General features: G+C 48.4%; 13 protein-coding genes and 1 tRNA gene. 5 read left to right on the forward strand and 9 right to left on the reverse strand.

What is annotated here, in order from left to right; translation table 11 throughout:
• Window positions 1-80: 80 nt before the first annotated feature.
• Complete coding sequence (locus NG795_RS25075) at window positions 81-551, reverse strand: helix-turn-helix domain-containing protein (protein WP_367291332.1); 471 nt, start codon at window positions 549-551, stop codon at window positions 81-83.
• A 332-nt stretch (window positions 552-883) separates the two neighbouring features.
• On the opposite strand from NG795_RS25075, the gene xseB reads away from it, so the two are divergent.
• Window positions 884-1,144: an exodeoxyribonuclease VII small subunit gene (gene xseB / locus NG795_RS25080; RefSeq protein WP_367291333.1), complete on the forward strand. Its 261-nt coding sequence runs from the start codon at window positions 884-886 to the stop codon at window positions 1,142-1,144.
• A 142-nt stretch (window positions 1,145-1,286) separates the two neighbouring features.
• Here xseB and NG795_RS25085 read toward each other — a convergent pair whose 3' ends face one another.
• From NG795_RS25085 to NG795_RS25100, 4 genes are all read right to left on the reverse strand, one after another.
• Window positions 1,287-2,516: a DNA double-strand break repair nuclease NurA gene (locus NG795_RS25085; RefSeq protein WP_367291334.1), complete on the reverse strand. Its 1,230-nt coding sequence runs from the start codon at window positions 2,514-2,516 to the stop codon at window positions 1,287-1,289.
• 93 nt (window positions 2,517-2,609) lie between these two features.
• Entirely contained in the window at window positions 2,610-3,389 is a 780-nt protein-coding gene (locus NG795_RS25090; RefSeq protein ID WP_436836088.1) for an HAD family hydrolase, read from the reverse strand.
• Window positions 3,390-3,585: 196 nt separating this feature from the next.
• Window positions 3,586-3,657: transfer RNA gene (locus tag NG795_RS25095), tRNA-Gln, on the reverse strand.
• A gap of 328 nt (window positions 3,658-3,985) precedes the next feature.
• Window positions 3,986-6,328, reverse strand: a complete 2,343-nt coding sequence (locus NG795_RS25100; RefSeq protein ID WP_367291335.1) for an ATP-binding protein — start codon at window positions 6,326-6,328, stop codon at window positions 3,986-3,988.
• Between NG795_RS25100 and NG795_RS25105 the strand changes: the two genes are divergently transcribed.
• Window positions 6,327-6,497: a hypothetical protein gene (locus NG795_RS25105; RefSeq protein WP_367291336.1), complete on the forward strand. Its 171-nt coding sequence runs from the start codon at window positions 6,327-6,329 to the stop codon at window positions 6,495-6,497. The genes NG795_RS25100 and NG795_RS25105 overlap by 2 nt on opposite strands.
• 2,413 nt (window positions 6,498-8,910) lie before the next feature.
• Complete coding sequence (locus NG795_RS25110) at window positions 8,911-10,416, forward strand: PAS domain-containing sensor histidine kinase (RefSeq protein ID WP_367291337.1); 1,506 nt, start codon at window positions 8,911-8,913, stop codon at window positions 10,414-10,416.
• A 541-nt stretch (window positions 10,417-10,957) separates the two neighbouring features.
• Here NG795_RS25110 and NG795_RS25115 read toward each other — a convergent pair.
• Window positions 10,958-11,203, reverse strand: coding sequence for a DUF8620 family protein (locus tag NG795_RS25115; protein WP_367291338.1), 246 nt, complete (start codon window positions 11,201-11,203; stop codon window positions 10,958-10,960).
• A 134-nt stretch (window positions 11,204-11,337) separates the two neighbouring features.
• Entirely contained in the window at window positions 11,338-11,658 is a 321-nt protein-coding gene (locus NG795_RS25120; RefSeq protein WP_367291339.1) for a hypothetical protein, read from the reverse strand.
• A gap of 368 nt (window positions 11,659-12,026) precedes the next feature.
• On the opposite strand from NG795_RS25120, the gene NG795_RS25125 reads away from it, so the two are divergent.
• Window positions 12,027-12,695 carry a hypothetical protein gene (locus NG795_RS25125; protein ID WP_367291340.1) on the forward strand — a complete coding sequence of 223 codons (669 nt, stop codon included), beginning with the start codon at window positions 12,027-12,029 and terminating at the stop codon, window positions 12,693-12,695.
• A gap of 182 nt (window positions 12,696-12,877) precedes the next feature.
• Here NG795_RS25125 and NG795_RS25130 read toward each other — a convergent pair whose 3' ends face one another.
• Window positions 12,878-13,822 carry an aldo/keto reductase gene (locus NG795_RS25130; protein WP_367291341.1) on the reverse strand — a complete coding sequence of 315 codons (945 nt, stop codon included), beginning with the start codon at window positions 13,820-13,822 and terminating at the stop codon, window positions 12,878-12,880.
• A gap of 48 nt (window positions 13,823-13,870) precedes the next feature.
• Window positions 13,871-18,820: a CHAT domain-containing protein gene (locus NG795_RS25135; protein WP_367291342.1), complete on the reverse strand. Its 4,950-nt coding sequence runs from the start codon at window positions 18,818-18,820 to the stop codon at window positions 13,871-13,873.
• A gap of 603 nt (window positions 18,821-19,423) precedes the next feature.
• Between NG795_RS25135 and NG795_RS25140 the strand changes: the two genes are divergently transcribed.
• Window positions 19,424-24,025 carry a hypothetical protein gene (locus tag NG795_RS25140; protein WP_367291343.1) on the forward strand — a complete coding sequence of 1,534 codons (4,602 nt, stop codon included), beginning with the start codon at window positions 19,424-19,426 and terminating at the stop codon, window positions 24,023-24,025.
• Window positions 24,026-24,068: the final 43 nt, after the last annotated feature.

A 24,068-nucleotide genomic window follows, 5' to 3' on the forward strand; every position in this document is an offset into this window, starting at 1 on the left:
CACTCAACGGTTGGAAAGCGGTGACTGTTCCTCAGATCCCCAACCCACTTCTGCTGACTTCTCCGTGAAGTCGCTTGCTTCTACCTTTCACTCTTTTTTCTAATTCTTTTTTGGGGTTTAGACCCTTTTATTTTGGCATTCAGTTTTTGATACACCGCTCTATAAACTACATGATAACTCACCTCAACCCCACATTCTTCTTTTAACCAAGTTTGAATCTCTCCATAAGTGGTAAATCCCTCATTGTCCTCCAAATATTGCTTTAATTTTCTTATCGCTGCTGATGGAATAGTCGTAGTTTTACCCTGGCTTTTATAGGGTTTGAGTAATCCATCTAATCCCTCTTGTTTGTACTTTTGAAACCAGCGATAAATTGTTGATGGGTCTCTGACTAAAACTGAGGATAACTCTTGCAAAGTAGAGAGAGTTCCCGTTTTTAGTAAGTACAAAGCTTGCAGTCTTTCTTTCATTTGGACACTGGTCTGCCTCTCCAGCAAATGTTTCAGTTCTTCTGAAGATTCCTTAATTTCTAGGTTGAGAGTTCTTGCCATTTGTATAAGTTTCTCGCTATCAGCCCCATTCCCTTGATTTCATGGGTTAATTCCATGCAGAGTTAGCATAAATTTTTTTAATTCCAGCCTAGCCTACTCAAACCGGATCGTCAAGAGGTCCCAACAATCACGAGGCATTGCCGAATCTCAATTCAAAGGAAGAAATCTGCTGTTTAAACTTGATAATTGAGTATATATAACTACACAATTGACCATTGTTGAGAGAAAATTCACCAACAACGGCTACAAAATTTGCTCCGGGCTCGCACTTCATCCAGGGATCTATTAAAATTAAGCAGATTTTATTAACAGTCCCTTCAGACGAACAGAAGATGAGCAATTCAGGGCGGGTTCCGATTTCTAAGAACAAGGGTTTTACCCCCGAATCAGACTGGAACTATGAGGCAACGGTGGCTCAAATTGAGGCGATCGTTGAACGAGTTGAATCGGGGGAACTAGAATTAGCTGAGGTTTTCGACCAATTCACGACGGCAGTTCAGTATTTGCGACAGTGCGAATCGTTCCTCTCTCAACGACAGCAACAGGTGAATTTATTACTGGAAACTCTCGATGAGGTGAGTTTTGAGTTTTGAACGATGAGGGGGAACCATCTTGGTGCAACCCCTAAATAGGTGACTACAAACGTTCGTAGTGACTCCTTGAGGAGTCATCTGGATGCAACCCCTAAAGGGGTGACTACAAACGGTTGAGGGCGTTGCCACCCCCTTGACTGGGTTAAGCAATACTGCCGCGTTTGCGGGTTTCTTTGTAGGAGGTGCCGACATTTTGCAATCCGGCTTTAATCATTTGTTGTTCGAGAAGGGCAAAGAACCGAGCCCGATCGCCTCCCCGAACCACCGCTTGATTGTGGGCCTCCGCTAACACCACCGGATAGCCATACCCTTTTTGCACTTGGGACAGAACCATACTTAAAGCCATCCCTAACAGAGATGGATCTTGCGCCACCCAGGCAGGCATATCAATTCGGGCAATTTCTGGCCCGACATGAAGGTAACAGAAATAAACTTGATGTTCCGGGGGATATAAATCCAGAATCCGCGAACAACTGCGCCAGAGGGGACTCCGTTGACCCGGTTCAAGTACAGAAGCCCATAATGTGGTATCCCGCAAGGGATCAAAGACTTGGCAGGGAGCTTTTTGGTCGTAGGGACGCAGGACAGAATCCGCCTCGATGGGACAATGGCTAAAACAGTCGGGATGAGGATGGGGACAGGCAGCTAATCTTAAGAAACTGAGGGATTCGCTGCTGCGGGAAGCACTGATATACCCCACAATTGGAACCTTGACTTGCCGCATTTTTTCCCAAGCTTCTAAAATGGCTCCAAGGATGAGCTGACGCGCATCGGTGGGTAAGGGTTCGAGAAACCAGTAAATCAAGGCTCCATCGACCATGCCTAAAATAGGCGCTTCTGGATGAGCAATTTGACCGCTTCCTGGGGTTCGCAAGGCGATGGCTAAATCTGCCAGGGCGATCGCCTCGGAAACCCCCCTTCTGTAACCCATCCATTCTTCGGTTTTAATCCCCCATTGCCGAGAAATATATAGGTCCTCGGGTTTATAAAACACCTCCGGCAGACTATCTAAGAGTGGCAGGCGACTTTGACCATAATGGAGAATCACTCGCCCGACATTAATTAAGTAACAGTAGGCAATTTCGTGATGGGACGGTGCAATCTGGGACCCATCCGTAGCGAGGACGGTTTGCACGTTGGGGGGGGTGGGGATGTAGGGGGTAAAGTCCAGGGGTTCTGCCGGGATAGCAACGGGAAATCCCATGCGATCGCGCCAAATTTCTCGTTCCTGGATCAAATGCTCTTGCTCTGTGTGAGCTTTTTTCCGCAATTTTTGGGCGACTTCCAACCGCTGACGGGATTGTTCCGCTTCTTTGGAAAGATGTTCGCTGATTCCCTGCATTTGCCTTGCGATTTTGGTCAGATCTAGCATCCGTTCCCCCTGGGTATCAAATAGCCCGTTGTTGCTTTTGCTGTATTTATTTTATAGCCCAGGGCCGGACCCTTCAAGGCGTTGGTCCCGGATTTAAGGCCAAAGTGAACAGTCTTGGCAGAAGCTAGACAAGGACAAGAGTTCTATCCCAGAATTGTTCTGCGCTGCTGAGCGATCGCTAGGGGTATTATATCCCCAGTCTGCGAGATATAATTTCACCCCGGTCAGGTCCAGTTGTTTTTGGACGGATTCTAAGGTTTTTAAGCGGTCCTCTACAAACCAAATGGTTGGGGTTGGGGTAATTTTTCCCAGCAATTCTCTGAGAATTTGGTGTTTGGGACGCTTGACATTTTTACCAAATACGCAGTCTTCTGGGAGTTGGATGCCTTGTTCTTCTAGCAGCGATCGCACGAAGCGTTCTTCTTTGGTAGTGATGATCACCAGTTGCTGATCGTCCGTGAGGTAGCGTTGCAGGCGATCGATAACACCGGGATAAAACCGATGCAAACTCAACCAGTCGGTGAGGTCTTCTGCGATCCATTTATCCCGGATGCCATCAACGATCGCCGCTAACTCCGTCGGGTCTAATCCTTCATCGGTGACAATTTGCGAACAAATTGCGGGCCAGTTTTCTAATATTTGGTCTGGGTGAGTTCCCAAAAGGAGCGATCGCACGAGGACCGGCATTTCCCATCCGGTTTCGATCGCCGGTCTGAGTTGATAAAACAAGGGCGCTATTTCTTCCGGGGGGAGGCGATCGGCATTCGGCCAGATTTGGCAATACGATCGCCAAGTGGTTTGGAAATATTCAATTAATCCGTCACAAATGACGCCATCAAAATCAAGGGCTAGAATTGTCGGAAGTTTAGACACAATCGGATTTGAGGGTAGAGAATCTCCTTGCCAATTTTCCCACAAATGGCGACAGGCTATCCGAATGCATCCCAAAACAAAAGACCCACTTCTTATTAAAAAGTAGGTCTTTTATTTAGACGCTTTGACACTGATAGCAGACGCCTTAATTCAGTGATTTTCTGAACTTCACTCTGCTTGATAGAGTTGTAGTCAACTGGGGCGGAAGGATTCGAACCTCCGGATGCCTGGACCAAAACCAGGTGCCTTACCGCTTGGCGACGCCCCATTTCTCTGACCTTAAACATACTAACAGATACCTACCGGGTTTTGTCAACTGTTTTTGAAAAGTTTTTTTTCACGGGTCTTGAGGAGATGGAGAAAATTTTCGTAGTAACGACTTTAGTCGTTACCTCGTGACTGGGCGTCAGGCAAGTCACGCACCCCTGTGCGGATCCTCCAGTTTCTTAACAGGCCCTTAATCTGCTGATGCTGAGTGTCACGGTTTCAGCCATGAAACGACTGAAGTCGTTACTACCAACGAATCCGGAAACGACAGCAAGTCGGGACGTTGAACTAAGATAACGACTTCAGTCGGGACGTTGAACAGTCTCCCCTTACGCGCAGCGACTTTTAACATAAGGTTGTTTGGCGGGAATTTGAATTAAAAACTCAGTACCCTGACCGGGTTCTGAGTCACATTTGAGTACACCGCCATGTTTATCGACGACAATTTTATAACTAATCGAGAGGCCCAGTCCGGTCCCTTTGCCTACGGGTTTAGTGGTAAAGAAGGGGTCAAATAAGCGTTTTTTAACTTCTTCGGTCATACCGGGCCCGTTATCGCGAATGCGAATGGAGACTTCGGTGGGGTTGCCGAGGGCATCGGTTTTGGCGATGTCGGTGCTGATTTTAATAATATGGGGTGCGCCTTGATTTTCCAGGGCGTCCATTGCATTGGTGAGAATGTTCATAAAGACTTGATTGAGTTGTCCGGCGTAACATTCCACTTTGGGGAGTTTCCCATATTCTTTGATGAGTTCAACTCCGGGGTCTTTGCCTTTGGGTTTCCAGCGGTTATGTAAAATCAGGAGGGTGTTATCAATGCCTTCATGAATATCTACGGGCTTCATTTCGGCTTCATCGAGACGAGAGAAGTTTCGCAAGGAGACGACAATTTGACGAATGCGATCGGCACCCATCTGCATGGAGGCGAGGATTTTGGGGAGATCTTCGAGGAGAAAGTCGAGGTCGATATCTTCGGAGACTTCGAGAACTTCTGGGGCGGGATTGGGGTAGAGGGATTGGTAGACTTCGATTAGGTGCAGCAAGTCTTGGGTGTAGTTGTTGGCATGGACGAGGTTGCCGGTGATGAAGTTAACGGGGTTGTTGATTTCATGGGCGATGCCTGCGACCATTTGTCCCAAGCTGGACATTTTCTCGGTTTGGATTAGCTGGGCTTGGGTTTGTTTGAGGTTTTGGAGGGCGACGCTGAGTTGTTGGGCTTGGGTTTGGGCGGCGAGGGCGGCGGCGTGGGTTTGGGCGTAGAGTTCGGCTTGGTCGATCGCCAGGGCGAGTTGATCGACGACGCCTTGGAGGAGTTCGATTTCGCTATCGGTCCAGGGGCGGGGTTCGCTATGGCTACAAACGACGGCCCCAAGTTGACCGGAACGGGTTTCTAAGGGGAGGAGGAGGACGGACAGAATACCCATGTCGGAGAAGAGGGTGCGGGTTTTGTCGTCTAAGTCGGCGCTGGTATCGAGGCGATCGCTTCGCAAGGATTCTAGGTTGCGAATTTTCTGGGTGAGGGGGCCGCTGAGGGAGGCGGGGTATTCGCACAGGAGGTTTTTTTTGTTGGGCGATCGCGATTCATGGGTGACGGTGAGGCTAGGCTGAAGCGGATGCGGCAAGTACCACAAGAAGTGACAGCGGTCAATTTGTAAGAGGGAGTGAATTTCGGTGACGGCGGTTTCGAGGATGGTGTCGAGGTCGAGGGAGTTGCGAATTTGACTGGCAAGGCGAAACAGCAAGCCTTCCCGACGAGAGAGGAGGGCTTCCCGGGCGCGCTCGCGATCGATGGCTAGGGCTAATGTGCTGGCAACCCAGATTAAGAGGTTTTGGACGGACTCGCTCACCCCATTCTCGATGACAACGGCCATGACGCCACAAATCTGGTCATCGATGACTAAGGGTTGCAGTAAGCAATCCGGGTGGAGTTCACAGTTTTCTAAAGTATCGTTTTTGCCCCGTTCTCTTTGGCGAACCAAGCAGCCGGTATAAGTTTTGCGCGTTTGAGCGACGGTGCCAATTTGGGTTTGTCCCAGGGGAATGCGATCGGGGAACAGTTCCTGGTCCAGGGGAATCCCATCGGTTGATCGCATCTCTAGTTCTTTGAGGGCAGGATTTAAGGTCCAAACTGCGGCGGAGGTGGCTTCTAAATGCTCCACGATCGCTCTGATGATCGGTGGGAACAGGGTTTCTAAGGGTCCTCCTTTGGCGATGAGTCGTCCAATTTGAGCACTGAACCCATAGAGGCGGCTGCTATTCAGGGGAGTGTCTTCGAGTTGGTTTGGGGGGGTCACATTTTGGAAATACACGGATAAACCTTCGGAGTTTGGGTAGGCTTGCATTTTTAAACACCGTCCCAGATAAAATGCCTGACTTGTGACCGTCCGTGCCTCACCTAGGGCGCGTCGGTACTCCTCTATCAATTTAGACTGATTCCATTGGCTGAATTCTTCCCAAATATTTTTACCTACTAAAAGATGCCTGGGTTTGCCTAAAATTTCTTCCGCCTGGGGGTTGATTTCGGTAAAATTCCACTCGCGATCCAGTCGAAAATAACCGACATTTTTTAGATCTTCCCCCAAAGCGATCGCACAGGTCTCGTGAGAGGTCCTGACAATCTTGGCATCTAGTGCTTGAGGATCACAGGACTTGGTGTTAGTCGTTTTATCCATGACGATTCCATGTTTAGTACAGGCGTTCTACCCCAGGACCCAAAATTCTCCACCGGCGATCGCCATTCAGCCGATCGTCGCTTCCGACACCCCGATTCCCCGCTGCCATCCCCGGGTATTCTGCCCCAATCCCAAGAAAGCGATCGCCACAGCTCCCGAATGCTTTTGAACCCCGCCCCTAACTCACCCGATGGAATTACCCGGGATGAATAACCCAGCATCAATCTGAATGCCGCTTGATTTCCCTGCACCAAAACATAGACGGCCAGAGGAGTATGGCTGGTTTGATTGGCCCATTTTCCTCTATCCTTCCCGGCCAGGGTCCTGGAAGAGCCGATTGACAATTGCTCCCTCCCGTTATTTTTGATGGGTTTTTGACTTGGCACTGGTCCTTTCATTTTAAGGTACCCCTCCCCAAATTAGAAACGGCCAGTCTTTCTGACTGGACGGTAGCTTTTTATCATGGATGGGATGGCCCGGTACTGAGTTTATTTTACGGGAATTTACCCCCACTCGATACGGGGAAATTGCGGATTAAGGATTAATTTTAAAAAAGCGCAGATGCAACCATCGTTGTCAATTTTAGTTAAGGTATTTTTCCGCTCGCTATACTTCTAGCCAACCGTTTTATTCCCCCTTTCATCCTCTCCTGTCATCTAGTATGTCTTTTTTGTTTCTTTTTTTTAAACTATTTAATAAAAATTAACTTTTGATGAAACTCACTCGGGCTGGATCAAGGATCAAGGTAGAGGACAACTCCTCTGTTGCAGCGGTGCGTTAAATTTGTCCTCAAAGAAAAGCCCAGTTTAAAACATCTAATGATATCAAAAAAAAATCCTTTATGTCAAGGAATCCTAACGAATAAAGCGGGAACCCAATTCCAGGCGATCGCCCCCGGCTTCGATCACTCGGTCCGATCAACCTAAAAACCTCTTTTCGGACCTGGGTAGCCCCGTGGAACGGGCTTCTCCCCGGGGTTTAAATCTTCCAATCCACACAATCCCTCCTGTGTTTTTGATCATCCCCCTAAATTTTTACCCCATACCGGAGAGTTGTGAACCGACCTGATCTCAATGCAAAGAAACGATGAAGAAACAACCAGTCTTTGTAAAGGCATCATAAACTATTTTTCCGGCATTATTTACGCCATTTCACCAGGCAGAGGAACATGAATCCGCCCCTTTCCCTAATATCTGTAGCCTCATTCCAAAACCCCAGGCAACGGTCACAATTTCCTAAGGTTGGGGAACCTTGGATGCAGAACAGTACCCCTTGGGGCGGGGATTCTGTGGGGATCACTTCTGTTGAAGGCATTCGGCTCCAATCCTCTACATCCATCGGGGAATCCAATTCCTGAATTCGGCAATGCTCCACACCCTTGCCTCAGCCGAAGAATATCCTCATCTCGTTACTGTTTCCCAGTCGGTCCCTTCAGACTTCCCACTGCATTGCTTGCCTCCTTTGGGGAACTTTTAAGCTTTTGCGCTATCCTCGAACTCATCGGTTTTCAGCCTGATATACCCAAAAGGTTGACTAGGGGTTTCCTACTCTACACCCGGGCTGATTATCCTGATGGTTCCGGGGGGCTCACCCTGATGAATTAAAAGATTTGCTAACTGAATCCGAGTAATCTGTTCGGCATCTGAAGAAGGGAAGTAATTTTACCAAAAGTGGTATTCGTGCCTTGGTGCAACCCGTGAGGGTTGCACTTATTTTAAGCTTCGCTCCTGTAACTAAATTGAATGCTTGATCGCTTAGATTGTCACTTTTTCCCCCTATGCTTCTGAGTTAATTCTCAGGTTGAAGACCGAGGTATTATTCTATAGTGAAGGAATAATACCGGATTAAATTTAGAGGACCGCTGGTCTCCTGGGTGCTGTCTGAGGTCAGAGTAAATCAGCGTAAGCAGTTTTCCCCAGAAAAGATATCACCGTCTTGAGACTTCATCCCTCTTGCCACCGCTTCTTTACAGAAAAATCAGCGGTTCGTTTAAAAGCCCCTAAAACTCAGGAATCAGCCCGGGTCAAACCATGAAAAAATGTAACTTTTGTATTAAGTTTTATGATCGGTGGGGTTTAGCTGCGATTCAATAGCCCCAGTTTTAAGAAAAAGTATTAAGAGATACTTAAAAACTTGAGAAAGTGTTCTATAAAACAAAAATGTAGTCAAGTATCAGTTACAAAGGAGGAAGACATCTAAATCGGGTTGCCCAAGAGGTAGGCGAAGTCAAAACTTTCTCAAAATTCACGAATCACAGATCTCAAGTTGTTAAAGGGATGCTGAAGAAATGAAGAAAGGAAACGCTTGTCACTCCACTGATGCCCAGTCGAGTCCCGAAGGAGAACTCACGAACCGAAACAAATATCCAGAAAACCCAGTTTTCAGCAACCCAGTGTCAGAGAATTTTCCCATCGCCCCAGGGTGGAGGCCCTCATGAACACAGTCAGGCCCGGACAGGTTAGATGCTTCACCGATTCCCTACCCTGAATCTGCCAAAGCTAATTAGAGAAATTGGTTAAGGTAAAGCCCGGTGCAAAAAAAAGAAATTGTCCAGAAATATTAACTAGAGGAAGTTATTCGTTATGTTAACCGCACTTAAATCCGAGTATAAAGAACCAGCGGAAGTACAGGAACTCCACCAACAACTTGCTGCCAGTGAAATCCGGTTTCGGAATGTGATCGATAAATTGGCCGATGGCATTATCATCGTTGATGGCAAAGGACTGGTGCGCTTTATTAACCGCGCTGCCGAATGTTTGCTGTCATGTCAAGCTGATGCTCTGCTGGGGAAAGAAGTGTTTGGGACCCGAGTCTTCGAAATCCAGGGGGGGCAAATCGGAACGGAAATTATTCAGCGGGTGGGAGATAGCGATCGCGACAGCACAAGAGTGGTGCAAACGCAAGTGGAAATTTTGCGCAAAGGACAAGAAGATGCGATCGCTGAGATGCGAATTGTGGAAACGGAATGGGAAGGGGAAAAAGCGCTGATGGCTTCCCTGCGCGATATTACCTCCCGAGTGCGAGCACTGGAAGCATTGCAAAAATCTGAGGCGCAGCTTAGGGAACAGACTCAACAACTGGAAAGGACCCTTCAGCAACTCAAGCAAACTCAATCCCAACTGATTCAAACGGAAAAAATGTCAAGTTTGGGTCAAATGGTGGCCGGGGTCGCTCATGAAATTAACAACCCGGTTAACTTTATTTACGGAAATATCGATCACGCCAGTTGCTATATCGAAGATTTAATGGGATTGATGGAACTGTATGAACAACACTACCCCAATCCGGTAGAAGAGATTACTCAGTACCAAAAGGAAATTGATTTAGAATTTTTGAGTCAAGATTTACCCAAATTACTCTCCTCCATGAAGTTGGGAACCGATCGCATCCGCGAAATTGTGATGAGCTTGCGGAATTTTTCGCGGTTGGATGAGGCGCAAATGAAACGAGTGAATATTCATGAAGGGATTGATAGTACCCTGCTGATTCTGCAAAATCGTCTAAAAGCGCGATCGGCATTTCCCGGAATTGAATTGGTTAAAGAGTACGGCGACTTGGAGGCGATTGAATGCTATGCCGGACAACTCAACCAAGTGTTTATGAATATTATCAGCAATTCCATTGATGCGATTGAAGAAAGTTCTAAGTTTTTAGTGCTGCATTCTGAGTTATCTGCCTCTACCGACGAAGGGTCAGGGTCTCCTAAAATATCGCCTCAAATTAAAATAGCAACGGAATTGGTGGAAAAGAGTTCGGCGAATGGCGATCGCGATGAAACCCGTCTGGTGATTAAAATTTCCGATAACGGTCCGGGGATGAGCGAGGAAGTGCGGCAACGATTGTTTGATCCGTTCTTTACCACCAAACCTGTCGGCAAAGGGACTGGGTTAGGTTTGTCGATTTCCTATCACATCGTGGTGGAAAAACATGGCGGCCAATTGCAATGTATTTCCACTCCCGATGAAGGCACCGAATTTATCATTGAAATTCCGATACAACAACAAAAACGCAAGTCTTCTGAAACTTCGACCAGTCGCTCGGATTTACGACCCCAAACGCGATTTCAATCTCATCTCAAGGCTTGCTAAATTCCCTGGTGTTCCCACGACCCACTTTGGGTGAAATTTATTGTTTCCTAGGGTGCAGTCTCATGAAGCGGTGGCCTGCTTATCTTTAGGATCTCCATAACGGGGCTTAAATCGGCTTAATTTTAAGTTAAGGTCGGTCCCTTGTTTTAGGGGGGTCTATCTTTTGCCTTTTTAAATCAGCGAAACCCTGAGCCGGTCCTATTTTTGCATAAGCAGAAAGGGTGACGGGCAAAATTGGCTGTTCCTGGATTAATTTTCTAGGTTCAGAATGGGGCAGATGGGCGAGGCTCAACTGGATGAGGGGGAGAGCGATCAAGGGGTGAAACTCTCCGGGAATTTACTTAGAAATACTATAACAGATTTTTCAAAAAAATACCAACTCCGTAAAAAAACTGAAACAGGTTAAACCCCTGGCTCGGCTAACAGGATGGGGACTGAAGAAAGCCCGGTATGCAAGTAGCGATCGCCCCGGGGTCGGTTGAGCTCATCCCATAGGCGCAGGGGCGGATCTAGTGATTTCTCGGGGGCGATCGCCTACTCATTAATGGGCTTTATTTAATCGTTTAGAAATCCAACTGGTTAATCCACTCAACAGCGCACCAGCCATTAAAATACCAATGGCTGGATTAAAAACAGGTTGCCAGAGTTGATGCCAGAGATCTAGGCCGAGATTGAGCCCAGTGGAGCGTCCCACCACGGCGACTGCAAACCAAACAAAGCTTAACAATACAAAAAATACATCGGCAACTAAAAACAGGTTCAGCCAATTTAAAAGTTTTTCTTTCATGGGCGCTTGCTTGTCCTAATCCTTTAAAAAATTTAACCCCATTGCGGCGATCGCAGTTCGGTGAATGCTAAGATACCACGGCTTAGGATATCATACTTGGGCTGCCTGATGGGACTCCACAGGCAATCCCTGCCTTAGATGCGCCGCAGTAACGGAATCACCCTGGGAGAATGAACAATTCCCCAGATATTGATGCTCAGACACAAACTGGCCAGAGCAAGCAAGATATAGGTAGGAGCCATGACCACCCCCACCAGGAACCAACTGACAACGTGCAAGATCATGACGGTGGCATAAAAACTAGCGATCGCCGCCATCACCCGAATCTGTAGTTTCTGGGTTCCGAGTCCCATAAAAATCAGAGTTTGTAAGGTGGCGAGTAAGTTGGCCGGAACCAAAAACGCGCAAATTGCAATACAGTGGGTTCGAGAAAATTCGCAAATCAGATCAAACATTATAAACTTATGAAATTGTTTTGTGCTAAGTGTAACTAAAAAATTAGCATTGATTTACTGTAGCATATTGATTTTGATATGGGACGAATGATAGATAAAATTTATCAAAAAGTGAGGTATGGTAAAAATAAGAAAGTTGTAAATTCTTGTAAAGGATAGTGCACCATTATGGAAAATGCAGAAGGGATTTTTAATGTTGTGGCTGGACTGCTGGCCGTCGGGATTTTTGTGGGCGGGATGTTGATGATGTTTACCACAGTCTGGACGACCAAGCGGTAAATCCCCGAAACCCCAGAAACTCTCTAGGGAGTAGCGATGCGATCGCATCGTGACTCCCATTAACCCGATAGGAAGGGCAGAGAATCCCGATGGAGTCGCACCCAAAACAGAGAAACAACATCCCGAGACTCGGTGCCACATTCGGGGGCAAAATTGGCTATGATAAGATACAAAACCCCTTAGTGGTTTGTCCCTCAATGCAAAATAGATACTTCATCAATCAACTGATGACAGCGGGAATCCTCTCTGTGGCGATCGCGCCTTGGATCCAACCCGTTGTCAAAGCCCGCGAACCTGTTCCATTATTTTTATTTGATACTCAATGTGTCACCAATGGACCTGGGCGATCGCAACAAGAAACCTTAGATATATCCGTCGGGAGAAAAGTCTATCGGTCTTATTTCTTTTTAGGACCGGGAAGTCGAGAAGTCTCAGTAACCTGTCGGATTGGAGAACAAGAAGGTCAATTTGAATCCCTCTTATTAGAATTTGGAATGCGTGACAATGACCGAGGGAGTCCGCCGAATGCAGTCAATATTTATTTAGATGGGGTGCGACAGGAATCATATACCCTGAGTCCCGGAGAGCAAGTCGCTGTATCCCTGAACATCACCAATGTCAGTCATGTTGCCATTGAAACCGTTTGTTCGAGTCAAAATCGCTATTGCGATCGGGTGTACTTCTTTGAATCCACTCTCTTACCTCGGTTGAATATAGCCCCCATCGAGCCTAATTCTGAGTCTCCCAATCAAATTTAGGACAGCACTCCAATTCCACAACCTGGCGAGGGTTCAACCCTCGCCCTGTCAAAGTAGTTGTATTTTCTTGACTCAAAGAAGGAGTGACTACGAACCTTTGTCACGACCCACGTTTGTAGTAACCCTTTTAGGGGTTACCTCTTTTTGACTCCTGAAGGAGTCACTACAAACGTTGCTTTTCTTTATAACCAAGGACGAGTGACTTGCTCCAATTGCGCCACTTCATTCGCCGTTAATTGCCATCCCACCGCACCGGCATTTTGTCGCGCCTGTTCTGCATTTTTCGCCCCAGGAATGGGAATAATACCCCCTTGAGCAATTAACCAATTCAAGGCAACTTGAGCGGGAGTTTTGCCATAATTTTGACCGAATTGGCGCAACAAGTCTAAGACAGGAGCAATTTTCCGCAATCCCTCCGGGTTGAACCGGGAATCCCACTGGCGCGGTCCGCTGGGTTGGGGACTGTCGGGGCTGTATTTGCCCGTGAGTAATCCTTGTTGGAGGGGACTATAGGCCAAAATTGTGATTCCTAATTCCCTGGCAGTTTTGATAATTCCTTGGGTTTCTACCTCACGAGATAATAAAGAATAACGCACCTGATTGACGGCTAACGGAATTCCCCGTTTAGACAAAACAGCATGAGATTCCCGCATTTGGGCAGCGGAATAATTGCTAACGCCAATGGTTTGGATTCGGCCTTTTTCCACTTCATCGGCTAAAGCATTCATCAAGGTTTCTTGACTCATTAAGAATGTAAAAGGCCAATGCACTTGATAGAGGGTGACTTGGGTTAATTGCAGGCGATCGAGACTAGCGGTGAGCGCTTCAGCAACCGATTCAGACGTAAACCGCCAGGGTAAAGGACCGTATTTTGTCGCCACTTGAATTGGGGTTTCTGTTTCTCCAATAAATTGACCGAGAAGCTGTTCAGATTTGCCTAATCCATAGACTTCGGCGGTATCAAAAAAAGTAATTCCCGCCTCAACAGCAGCATGAAAGGCTTCTTGAACCTGCGTGGCTCCGTAATCTTTGCCATAGTTCCAAAAGAGGGTATCTCCCCAGGACCAAGCACCAATACCGAGGGTCGGGACCGTTGGTCCATTGTTTCCTAATTGGATGAATTCCATGGTTTTAAAATCCTGAATCTTTGATTGCCATTGTATTGTAATCCAGAATTACCAAGGGCTGCCAATCAGGGTAAACACCGCCCAAAAATAGGGATGTTTGAAATCCCGGGTTTGATTGTCATTGATGCCCTCAGAACGCAGGGAAAAATTCGTGGATTCCGAGTAGAGGCGATCGCCTTCAAAGCGCACTCTTCCCTCTAACATGGCAATCTGTGCCTGTCGCAGGGCTTCTGCTTTAATCGGTGCAGTTTTTAGACTTTGATAAAACTCTGTCATCAGGGCTAAGGTTCCTTCATCGCTGACGTAAGTCAAACTCGCTATGGCAGTTTTTGCCCCAATTCGCACCGCTAATCCCGCAAACCCTAACTCAGCCTCTAAACTGCCGATCGCCGTGCGACAGGCACTTAAAACCAACAAATCCACCGGCGGATTGTTCCATTCTAAATCCCGCATTTCCTGCAAGTTTAAGGGTCCGTCCCAAAGCTGGATATAAGATTCACTGGGGTCTCCGGGATTAAATTGTCCGTGAGTGGCCAGATGGACTAACCTAAACGGTTGAGATGCGCGCTGAAATTTGAGGTTTTCCAAGGTAAATTCTTCATTTAAAAAGGATTGTCCCTTCTCTAAAGTCTGAAGAATCGCTTCTAATTCTAAAGGAACGGCTGGCAGATCGGGTAAGGTATTAAAAGTAGAGGCTCCCATTGCTAAAATAGGATAATTCCGGATATCCTCATAGCGAGTATCGGTTAAGTTCACACTGGGAATTAAGCCCAAGCGATATTTTTCGACTAGAAATTGCTCTCCATCGTGCAAGGCAGCAATAGGAAGGGTTCGTAATCCCGGGTCCATTGAAAAAGCAATGGTGTCAATTTCTTGCCCTTCTAATTCGGAAGCAAGTGGGGCAATCAGCCATCGATACAGTTGTTGTGCCGGAGGTAAATAGGTTTGAGTATTTAATCGTTTGAGGTCCGTAACTTGGGCCAATAAATTGCGGGCTGTGTATAATAGTTCTTCTTGGTTGGCTTCGGGAATGATCCGGTGAATGGGTTGACCCTTGGGGGTGATTAGGATTAAATCTAGGCGATCGCCCCGGGATAAAACATAAACAATCGCTGGATTTGTGCCGGTTTCTTGGGCTATTGTTCGTAATTTTTGGACGATTTCTTCAAAGGATAGGGATTCTACCTCCAAATCTTCTTTGAAATAGGTTTCAAATTCAGATTGTCGGAGTCCTTCAATTTGCTCAATGGTGGACCGGAGATTTTCGTTCCCTTGAGTCAGCAAATCATCGAGGGCTAATCGGGCTGTTGCAACGCGATCATTGGGTAAAATTCGGCTATCGAGTTGGCGACTTTCAATCTGAATCAGGGGTTGCGCTTCTGGGGGTTTTTCTAGTTGAGTTTGTAATAGGGTTTCCGGTAAGGCGAGGGAGGGAGAAGACTCAGGAATCGGTGCCGGAGGGCGGATGACTGAGGGTTCTGTCGCAGCAGAAACCAAAGAAATATTCCCTTGAGTAAAGGAAAAGGGAAAGGATTGCACGGGCACAATGATATTATTTCCAGCCGTCATAATCGCCGCTAGAGTGCCATTAAGTTGAGCATCACCGATAATAAATGGCGCTTGGGCGATCGCACTGCCATGACTAATTTTTATCTCCCCTTCTTCGCTTACACCGGCAGTGGAAATGCTGGCATCGGGGGAATTTTCATCCAGTAAGGTATCTGTTGCCCGAAAAAATCGCCCGGTGGTAATTTCGACAGTTCCCCCGGTACTCCCCTCAGCGCTAATGGACTGGACTTCTATATCCCCGGGTGCCGTTAAGGTGACATCCCCTGCTGCTTGTTCTGTAGCATTGGTGGCGATTGTGCCGGTTTGGATTCCCGGTGCCAAGGGTTCTCCAGCAATGCCTTGGCAAGACTCACAGGCCGAAATTGTGAGACTGCCACCGCCAAATAATCCCGAGGTATTAATCTCTTCCGTGAAAATGCGATCGCGGTTACTGGTGAGGGTAATGTCGCCTCCACTTCCCGAAGTTGTCGAGGTATTCAGAATGCCGGTAGTAATTTCTCGTCCAGCAGTAACTTCCAGGGTTCCCCCCGGTGAGATCACATCCCCAGTTGTGACAAAACTGTTGGTACTGGTGAGATTCATTTGGGCCGGATTAGCGGTGACATTTCCGACTGTAATTTGCTCTGTCGCATTCAGTTCTAAAAGCGGGGTCGTGGGATTTGCGTTTGCCTCTACTAGGTTCACATCTTCCAGGGCGATCGTTCCGGAACTGTTCACCGTCAGGCGATCGGCTGTAATCCCCTCAGATGCAGTAATTTCGGTGGTTTCTTCAATGGCGATCGCCCCTAATGCACCCCCTTCCCCACCCCCGACTTCCCGCGCCCAGATAATACGGCCCGGGGTATTTAGAGTGAGAGATTGTGTCGCATTTTCCCGACTATTCAGAGTATTATTAAACGTAATCAAACTCCCCGGAGTCAGGGTACTCAAGCGGATATCATTGCCGAGAATCACCGCACTATTCAGAATAATATTCCCTTGGGCCACAATATCACTCGATAGGGTTAAGACATCCGCCACAATGTCTAAACTGCGGAGGGGAACCTGACTGCCAACAGGTTGGTTCACTCTTACGGTCCCCAAGGGCGAACTGACATTAAGCTGGCGTTCCCCATTGATCGTCCCATTAAAGGTGATATTACTCCCGGCAAAGGTAACATCGGCATTTAAAAAGATATTTCCAAAGCTGAGTTCTCCTTCCGTAATGACATCCGCACTCACCAAGGTTGCGCCTGCGGTATCGATATTCAGGGTGGCATTATCCGAGAGAGTGAGATTTCCCGCGATATCCGTCGCACCTTGTCCTTGGGGCGATCGCAGGGTGACCGGATCACTGAAATCCACAACACCCGCAATGGTAATCAGTCCACTGCCATTTGCTGCACCAATAATAACCGAATTAAACCCATCCTCTAGGGCCGCTAAATCCGCCACCGTCAAATCCAAAACCGTATTCCCACTATCACTGCCACCGGATAAGACAATATTTTGGTTCAGATTTCTCGGTTGTAGGGTTAAAATGCCAGTCCCAGTAACCGTACCATTCAAATCAATTTCGTTACCCGTCAGCGTCATATTACCACTGCCACTGTTGACAATTCCTAGAGTGAGGGTATTGCCCGCATCTAGGTTAATATTGCCATTAACTGTTGTTCCTAATGATACCACTTCCCCGGCGGTAATAATATTTCCACTGCGACTGATGGCTGAAATATTCCCGCCATTGCTGGTGAGATTTCCCGTAATAATATCGCTCGTCGCCGAGAGGATGATAGGACCGGCAGCAGTGGTAATATTGTTAACTGTAATGCTGCCTCGGGTAGCACTCTCACTCCCGGAAAACACCGTATCGGCGATCGCCTGATCCGGGGGAACATTGGCGACATTAGACAAACTCCCTTCCCCAGCGCGCAGAATCACCGAGGGACTGCTGGTGAGAATGGGAATATCCGGATCGGAACCCGTCAGAGTCCTGTCCGGTTGGGTGATATTAATACTCACCCCGATAATGCTCCCCCCGGCCTCCACTTTCAGGGAAGCGCCAGTATAGTCCCCAAAGCTCACATCCCCATTGGAAGTTACAATCGGGTCAAACAGACTGATCAGGGTTCCCGGTTCTCCCGACCCGGTGCGAATCGCAAAATTTCCCCCGGCGGCAAAGTGAGAATCCCCGGAAATCGGACCATCACTCACTAATGTGATATCTCCCCCGGCGCGAAAGGGTTCAAATTGAAACTTAACCGGATCCACGGAAGGGATAGAATCCAAGGCTAAGATATCAATGGCGCGATCGCCTCGCAAGGTTAAATTGCCCCCGGCATCGGCTAAAAAAGGCCGGTCCAGGCTGTCTCGCACCCGCACCGTATCCCCAGCCCGCAACTGCATATCCTCGGTGGTTTGTAAGGTTGTTTCTCCTAAAGTGAGAGTTTGGTGAGCCGACAAGGAAACCGTCTTTCCCGATAAGTGAGACTGACTCATTGCCACATCTCCCGATGCGATTCCCAGTCCGGAACTGATTAATTCCACCGTTCCATCGGGGTTGATGCGAACATCCGTCACATGGGAAGAATCCCCTCCCGTGAGTAAGGCGGGTAACGCAAGAGGTGCGATCGGAAAAGGCGCAGCAATGTCCAAACTCAGCAGATGATTCGGTTGAGATAAGCGCACCCAACTCGAACCGGGAACCGTCGCCATTGTGATGCTTCCCTGGGGTGAGGCAACTGCCCCCCGATTCAAAATCGTTCCCCCAATCAGGGTTAAATTTTGACCCGATACCACCGTTAAATTCCCAGAATTAATGATAGCCCCGGGCTGTAACGTCTCAAAAACTAATGCATTAGGAGTTCCCACTAAATCTGCATAAAGATTCCCCCCCACCGCATTAAACCATCGGTCATCAAATCCAATTCCCGTTGCCGTTGTTGCCAGAAACGAACCCGGGACATTCAGACTGGCATTGGGTCCAAAAACCATCCCGGCAGGATTCATTAAATAGAGATGAGACGCACCGCCAGTTACCTGAATTAGTCCATTAATATAAGAAGCATTGCTGCCATTAATTCGGCCTAAAATATTGACAATTTCTGGATTAGAAATAAAATTAGCAATCTCAGCGGGATTCAGCCCAAATTCAGTAAAACTATGGAACAGATTCCGCCCATCGGAGGACCGCTGACCCCCAGTGATATCATAACGGGTTCCCTCCGGCGTAACCAGGGTCCCCGTCCCATCCGTTGCTGGGACAATCGGTTGAGATTGGGCGCTCAAAGCCGAGAAAAACACCGCTAAGGGTAGTATCAAAAGCCCGATGGAGAGTGCTTTTGGGGATGATTTGCCTGAGTTGGGGGGGGTCACCGTTTTCTGATCCATTGCCGCCATTCCCTCTAAAATTTGCGATCGCTTTTTAACTAACACTCTAGCTGCTGACACCCTGAGTTTTTTCTAGGGACCGAAAGAGCATCTCTACCTATCCCTACAAAAATATTGCCACAGTCCGAGTCCAGAAACACAGTTTGTGGATGACTAGATTATAACTTTTATAGCCGCCTTTACCCGGGTTAAATCGTTTCAAATCAGGGAACCTAATCGTGAAAAATAACAGAAGGAAAGATAGCCTTCTCTTTTCTGGCCTAGATTTACCGGACTCTTTTTGTCTTTTTCTTGCCATAAACAACTCAGTTAAGCTATACGGATTCCCTATAGCCTGCCGCTTCAATGAGATTGGGCATTCCACCAAATCGGCTTGAATAAATTTGAATTCAAGCCGATTTGGTTTCATCTGTCAAGCAGAAACTTTTGGAGACAAAAAGGAGTCTCACCATTCCTTAATCCTTTTTTTTTAAGATTTATGAACAAGAGGTGACATTTATTCGTCCCAGAGGGCATAACCAAACCAGGGTGAATTTGGAGTCGGCTTGTAGCTACTTCTCTCTTTCGGGGAATTCCTTCGTGACTCTGTTGGGTGGGGACCAGGACAGCCACCCAAAAACTATCTTTAAAACGCTTTGTTCTAGCTAGGAGAACTAACCAATTATGGCAGTCATTCAGGGTACGCCGTTCGATGATACCTTGCTCGGAACTCAGGGCAACAATTTTATTTATGGATGGCAAGGCAATGATGTCCTCACGGGTGCAGATGGGGATGATATTCTCTACGGGGATGAAGGAAATGATAGTCTAACTGGGGGGAATGGCAACGACTTACTCGCAGGCAGTCAAGGCGATGATGTCTTTGATGGCGGGGATGGCAATGATATCCTCTATGGTGGACAGGGGGATGATATCTTAATCGGAGGATTGGGAGGCGATCGCCTGTTTGGAGATAGCGGATTCGACACCTTTTATCTGGAATCGGGTGCAGATACCGTCACCGGAGGCAAGGATCAAGATACCTTTATTCTGTTTCCCCCCCTAGGCGGAAATACCTTAGTAGAAGCCGCGATTATTACCGATTTTAATCCCTTAGAAGATGAACTCGAACTCACCGGGGGACTCACCTTTGAAAGGTTAAATATTTTTCAAGGCACGGGATTTTATGCCAATGATACGATTATCCAGGACCGGAATACTGGGCGATATTTAGCGATTTTGCTGAATGTGGCAACCCCTAGTTTGGTGCAAGAGGCGACTGAGGACATCCCAACAGCAGTACCCGCAGAAGCAGCAACCGAACCCCCGTTGATCACCTTTGTCAGTCCCTCACCGGGAATTTCACCGATAACCCCACCTGCAAGAGCCCCTATAACCCTACCAGGAAATCAACCGGACGATACTCTACCGGGAAATCAACCGGACGATACCCTACCGGGAAATCAGTCCCCGACTAACATTATTCTCTCCAATACCAGCATTGCCGAAAACAGTGCCAACGGCGCAATTATTGCGGCCTTATCCACGGTAGATGGTGATGCTGGAGATACCCATACTTATACCTTAATCGATAACGCGGGGGGACGGTTTACCCTCAGTGGCAATCAATTAGCAGTGGGTAACGGCTCCTTACTCGATTTTGAAACGACCGCGAGTCATGGGATTATCGTCCAAACCCGTGACTCCGCCGGGAATACCTTTGATAAACCGTTTACCATGAGCCTCACCGACGTTAACGAAGCCCCCACGGATATCACCCTTTCTCAAAGCAGTATTGATGAAAATAGCCCGAATGGGACAGTTGTGGGAAATGTAACCCCCGTTGACCCCGATGGCGGAGATACCCACACTTATAGCTTAATTAACACCGCTGGAGGACGCTTTGCCCTTGAAGGAGATCGCCTAGTCGTCACCGATCGCACTTTATTAGACTATGAGACAGCCACCAGCCATATCATTACCGTACAGAGCAAGGATTCTGGAGGCTTGACCTTTGTTAAAGACTTAATCATCAGCATTAATGATACCCCGGAACCCCCCATTTTAGACCTAGATGGCACTGTCGATGACCCGAATGGGAATATTAACTTTTCCACTAACTTTATCAGCAATTCTGGGACAGTCCCCATTGTAGACCCAATTGCCCTCACTTTGACCGATGTGGATAGCACCGAAATGACCGGGGCCACCATTACCATTCGCAATTTACTCGACGGTGCCAATGAAGTGCTCAGTGCCACCCCCGTCGGCAATATCACCGCCAGTTATAGCAATGGCGTCCTCACCCTCAGTGGCACCGATACCCGGGCTAACTATCAACAGGTGCTGCGAAGCCTCACCTATAACAATACTGCTGCTTCTCCCAATCCCTTGGCTCGTACCATCGAGTTTACCGTCACCGATGGTAGCACATCTAGTCCCGTTGCCACCACCACCCTGAATATGGGCCCGAATACGCCGCCAGCAGTGGATCTCAATGGCGGTGCAGCAGGCATTGATTATGCGGCGACATTCAACGCCGGGATGGGTGCAGTGGCAGTGGTAGACAGCAGCAGTTTAACCGTCACCGATGTTAATAATCCCTCATTAAGTTCCGCTACCGCAACCATTACCAACCTGCTTGATGGCAGTGCGGAATCCCTAGGGGCAACGACTACAGGCACGAATATTACCGCCAGTTACAATTCGGTGAGCGGAATTTTAACCCTGAGTGGGACCGATACGGTGGCGAACTACCAGCAAGTGCTGCGAAGCGTTACTTACAATAACAACAATTCTCTGCCCAACACGACTCCGCGCAGCATTCAGTTTGTGGTGAATGATGGTAGCGTACAGAGTACCATTGCCACAACCACTCTCACCCTGAATACCAATGCGGACTTGCAGTTAACCAATACCGTCAGCAATCCCACAGCGGCGATCGGGGAAACCCTCACCTTTACGGTGGCACTGATTAATAATGGCCCTGCGGGAGCCACGAACATCGCCGTCACCAATATTTTGCCTGGGGGAATGGATGGCATAACGGCAACTCCTTCTAGTGGCAGCTACGACGCGAATACCGGAATTTGGACGCTGGCGAATTTAGTTAGTGCAGGTAATGCCACCCTCACAATTAGTGGCATTGTGCAGAGTTACGGCACGATCGCCAATACCGCCCAAGTCACCGCAGTAGATCAGCCGGACCCCGATTCCACGGCGAATAACTTCATCCCCACAGAAGATGATATTGCCAGCGATCGGGCCACCATCCCCCTGCCACCGGGCGGAATCCAACTGAGTGACGTGATGGCAGGGATTGGCGGCTTTGGGAATAGCGGCATTGATACAGAGGATCTGGCTGGTTTCTCAGTCAGCAGTGCGGGGGACGTCAATGGCGATGGCTTGGACGATCTAATTGTCGGCGCACCCCTTGCCAACCCCGGGGGTAATACCCAGGCCGGGGAATCATACGTGGTGTTTGGCAAAGCCGATGGCACTGCGGTGAATTTGAGTGATGTTGCTGCCGGGACTGGAGGGTTCATCATCAATGGCACTGATATGAATAACCGCTCTGGTTTCTCAGTCAGCAGTGCGGGGGACGTCAATGGCGATGGCTTGGATGATCTAATTGTCGGCGCACCCTATGCCACCATCGGGAATAACTTAAGTTCCGGGAAATCCTACGTGGTGTTTGGCAAGGCCGATAGCAGTGCGGTGAATTTGAGTGATGTCGCTGCCGGGACTGGGGGATTTATCATCAATGGCATTGATGAGGCCGACACCTCGGGTCGCTCAGTCAGCAATGCCGGAGACGTCAATGGCGATGGTTTGGACGATGTGATTGTCGGGGCATGGGGTGGCAGCCCCGGGGGTAACAGCTTGGCGGGGGAATCATACGTGGTGTTTGGCAAGGCCGATAACACTGCGGTGAATTTGAGTAATGTGGCTGCGGGGACTGGAGGATTCATTATCAATGGCATTGATGCGAATGACCAGTCTGGTACCTCCGTCAGCAATGCCGGAGATGTGAATGGCGATGGCTTAGACGATCTGATTGTCGGCGCACTCCATCCCGACCCTGGGGGTAACGCCGGGGCCGGGGAATCATACGTGGTGTTTGGTAAGACCGATGGCACTGCCGTTGATTTGAGTGCAGTAGCTGCGGGGACGGGAGGGTTCATCATTAATGGCATTGATGCGAATGACAACTCGGGTCGCTCAGTCAGTAATGCCGGAGACATGAATGGTGATGGCTTGGACGATCTGATTGTCAGCGCACCCTATGCCGACCCTGGGGGTAACGCCGAGGCCGGGGAATCATACGTGGTGTTTGGCAAGACCGATGGCACTGCCGTCAATTTGAGTGATGTCGCTGCGGGGACTGGAGGATTCATTATCAATGGCATTGATGCGAATGACCAGTCTGGTTTCTCAGTCAGCAGTGCCGGAGACATGAATGGTGATGGTTTGGACGATCTGATTGTCGGCGCACCCTATGCCGACCCTGGGGGTAACGCCGAAGCCGGGGAATCATACGTGGTATTTGGTAAGACCGATAGCACTGCGGTGAATTTGAGTGACATAGCTGCTGGGACTGGAGGTTTCATCATCAATGGTATTGAGGCGGATTACTACTCTGGTATCTCAGTCAGCAGTGCCGGAGATATGAATGGTGATGGCTTCGATGATGCGATTGTCGGGGCACCCGGTGCTAACGGCGGTGCCGGAGAATCCTACATCATCTGGGGTGGCAATTTTACCAACGCTGTCACCCAGCAGGGGGGGACGAACTCGGAATGGTTGGCGGGAACTGGTGCGGCTGATTTGTTGGTGGGGGCGCAAGGAGACGATACCCTCATCGGCGGTGGCGCTGCTGATGTGCTTTATGGTGGCATCGGAGACGATTTAATTGGGATTGGCGATGCGGGATTTAAGCGGATTAAAGGGGGTCGCGGAACCGATACCCTGCGGTTGGATGGGGCGTTCAATCTGGATTTAATCGCCATTGCTAACAATAAGTTATCCGGGATTGAAGTTATTAATCTCAATGGCAATAACAATGGGTTAAGGTTGAGTCATTTTGATGTGAAGGGGCTGTCTGATGTGACTTCTGGCAGGTTGACTCGGTTAATTGTTGATGGGGTAGCCGGAAACTCGGTGAGTGCGGCGGGCGGCTGGGTCGCTGGTGGCACAACTGTTTTTGGGACGAACAGTTACAACACTTACAGTCTGGATGGTGCGCTGTTGTGGGTAGATACGGATATTACTCCGGTGATTAGTTAGTTCTTCCCGAGATTTTGCACCAGCAACAGCCGACGGGGATTAA

It is taken from the genome of Laspinema palackyanum D2c (genome assembly GCF_025370875.1).
Taxonomy (GTDB): Bacteria; Cyanobacteriota; Cyanobacteriia; order Cyanobacteriales; family Laspinemataceae; genus Laspinema; species Laspinema palackyanum.

Excerpts from the sequence above, each read along its gene's own strand:
- NG795_RS25075 (WP_367291332.1), bottom strand. The coding sequence starts at position 551 with ATGGCAAGAACTCTCAACCTAGAAATTAAGGAATCTTCAGAAGAACTG.
- xseB (WP_367291333.1), top strand. The coding sequence starts at position 884 with ATGAGCAATTCAGGGCGGGTTCCGATTTCTAAGAACAAGGGTTTTACC.
- NG795_RS25085 (WP_367291334.1), bottom strand. The coding sequence starts at position 2,516 with ATGCTAGATCTGACCAAAATCGCAAGGCAAATGCAGGGAATCAGCGAA.
- NG795_RS25105 (WP_367291336.1), top strand. The coding sequence starts at position 6,327 with ATGACGATTCCATGTTTAGTACAGGCGTTCTACCCCAGGACCCAAAAT.
- NG795_RS25100 (WP_367291335.1), bottom strand. The coding sequence starts at position 6,328 with ATGGATAAAACGACTAACACCAAGTCCTGTGATCCTCAAGCACTAGAT.
- NG795_RS25110 (WP_367291337.1), top strand. The coding sequence starts at position 8,911 with ATGTTAACCGCACTTAAATCCGAGTATAAAGAACCAGCGGAAGTACAG.
- NG795_RS25115 (WP_367291338.1), bottom strand. The coding sequence starts at position 11,203 with ATGAAAGAAAAACTTTTAAATTGGCTGAACCTGTTTTTAGTTGCCGAT.
- NG795_RS25120 (WP_367291339.1), bottom strand. The coding sequence starts at position 11,658 with ATGTTTGATCTGATTTGCGAATTTTCTCGAACCCACTGTATTGCAATT.
- NG795_RS25125 (WP_367291340.1), top strand. The coding sequence starts at position 12,027 with ATGGAGTCGCACCCAAAACAGAGAAACAACATCCCGAGACTCGGTGCC.
- NG795_RS25130 (WP_367291341.1), bottom strand. The coding sequence starts at position 13,822 with ATGGAATTCATCCAATTAGGAAACAATGGACCAACGGTCCCGACCCTC.
- NG795_RS25140 (WP_367291343.1), top strand. The coding sequence starts at position 19,424 with ATGGCAGTCATTCAGGGTACGCCGTTCGATGATACCTTGCTCGGAACT.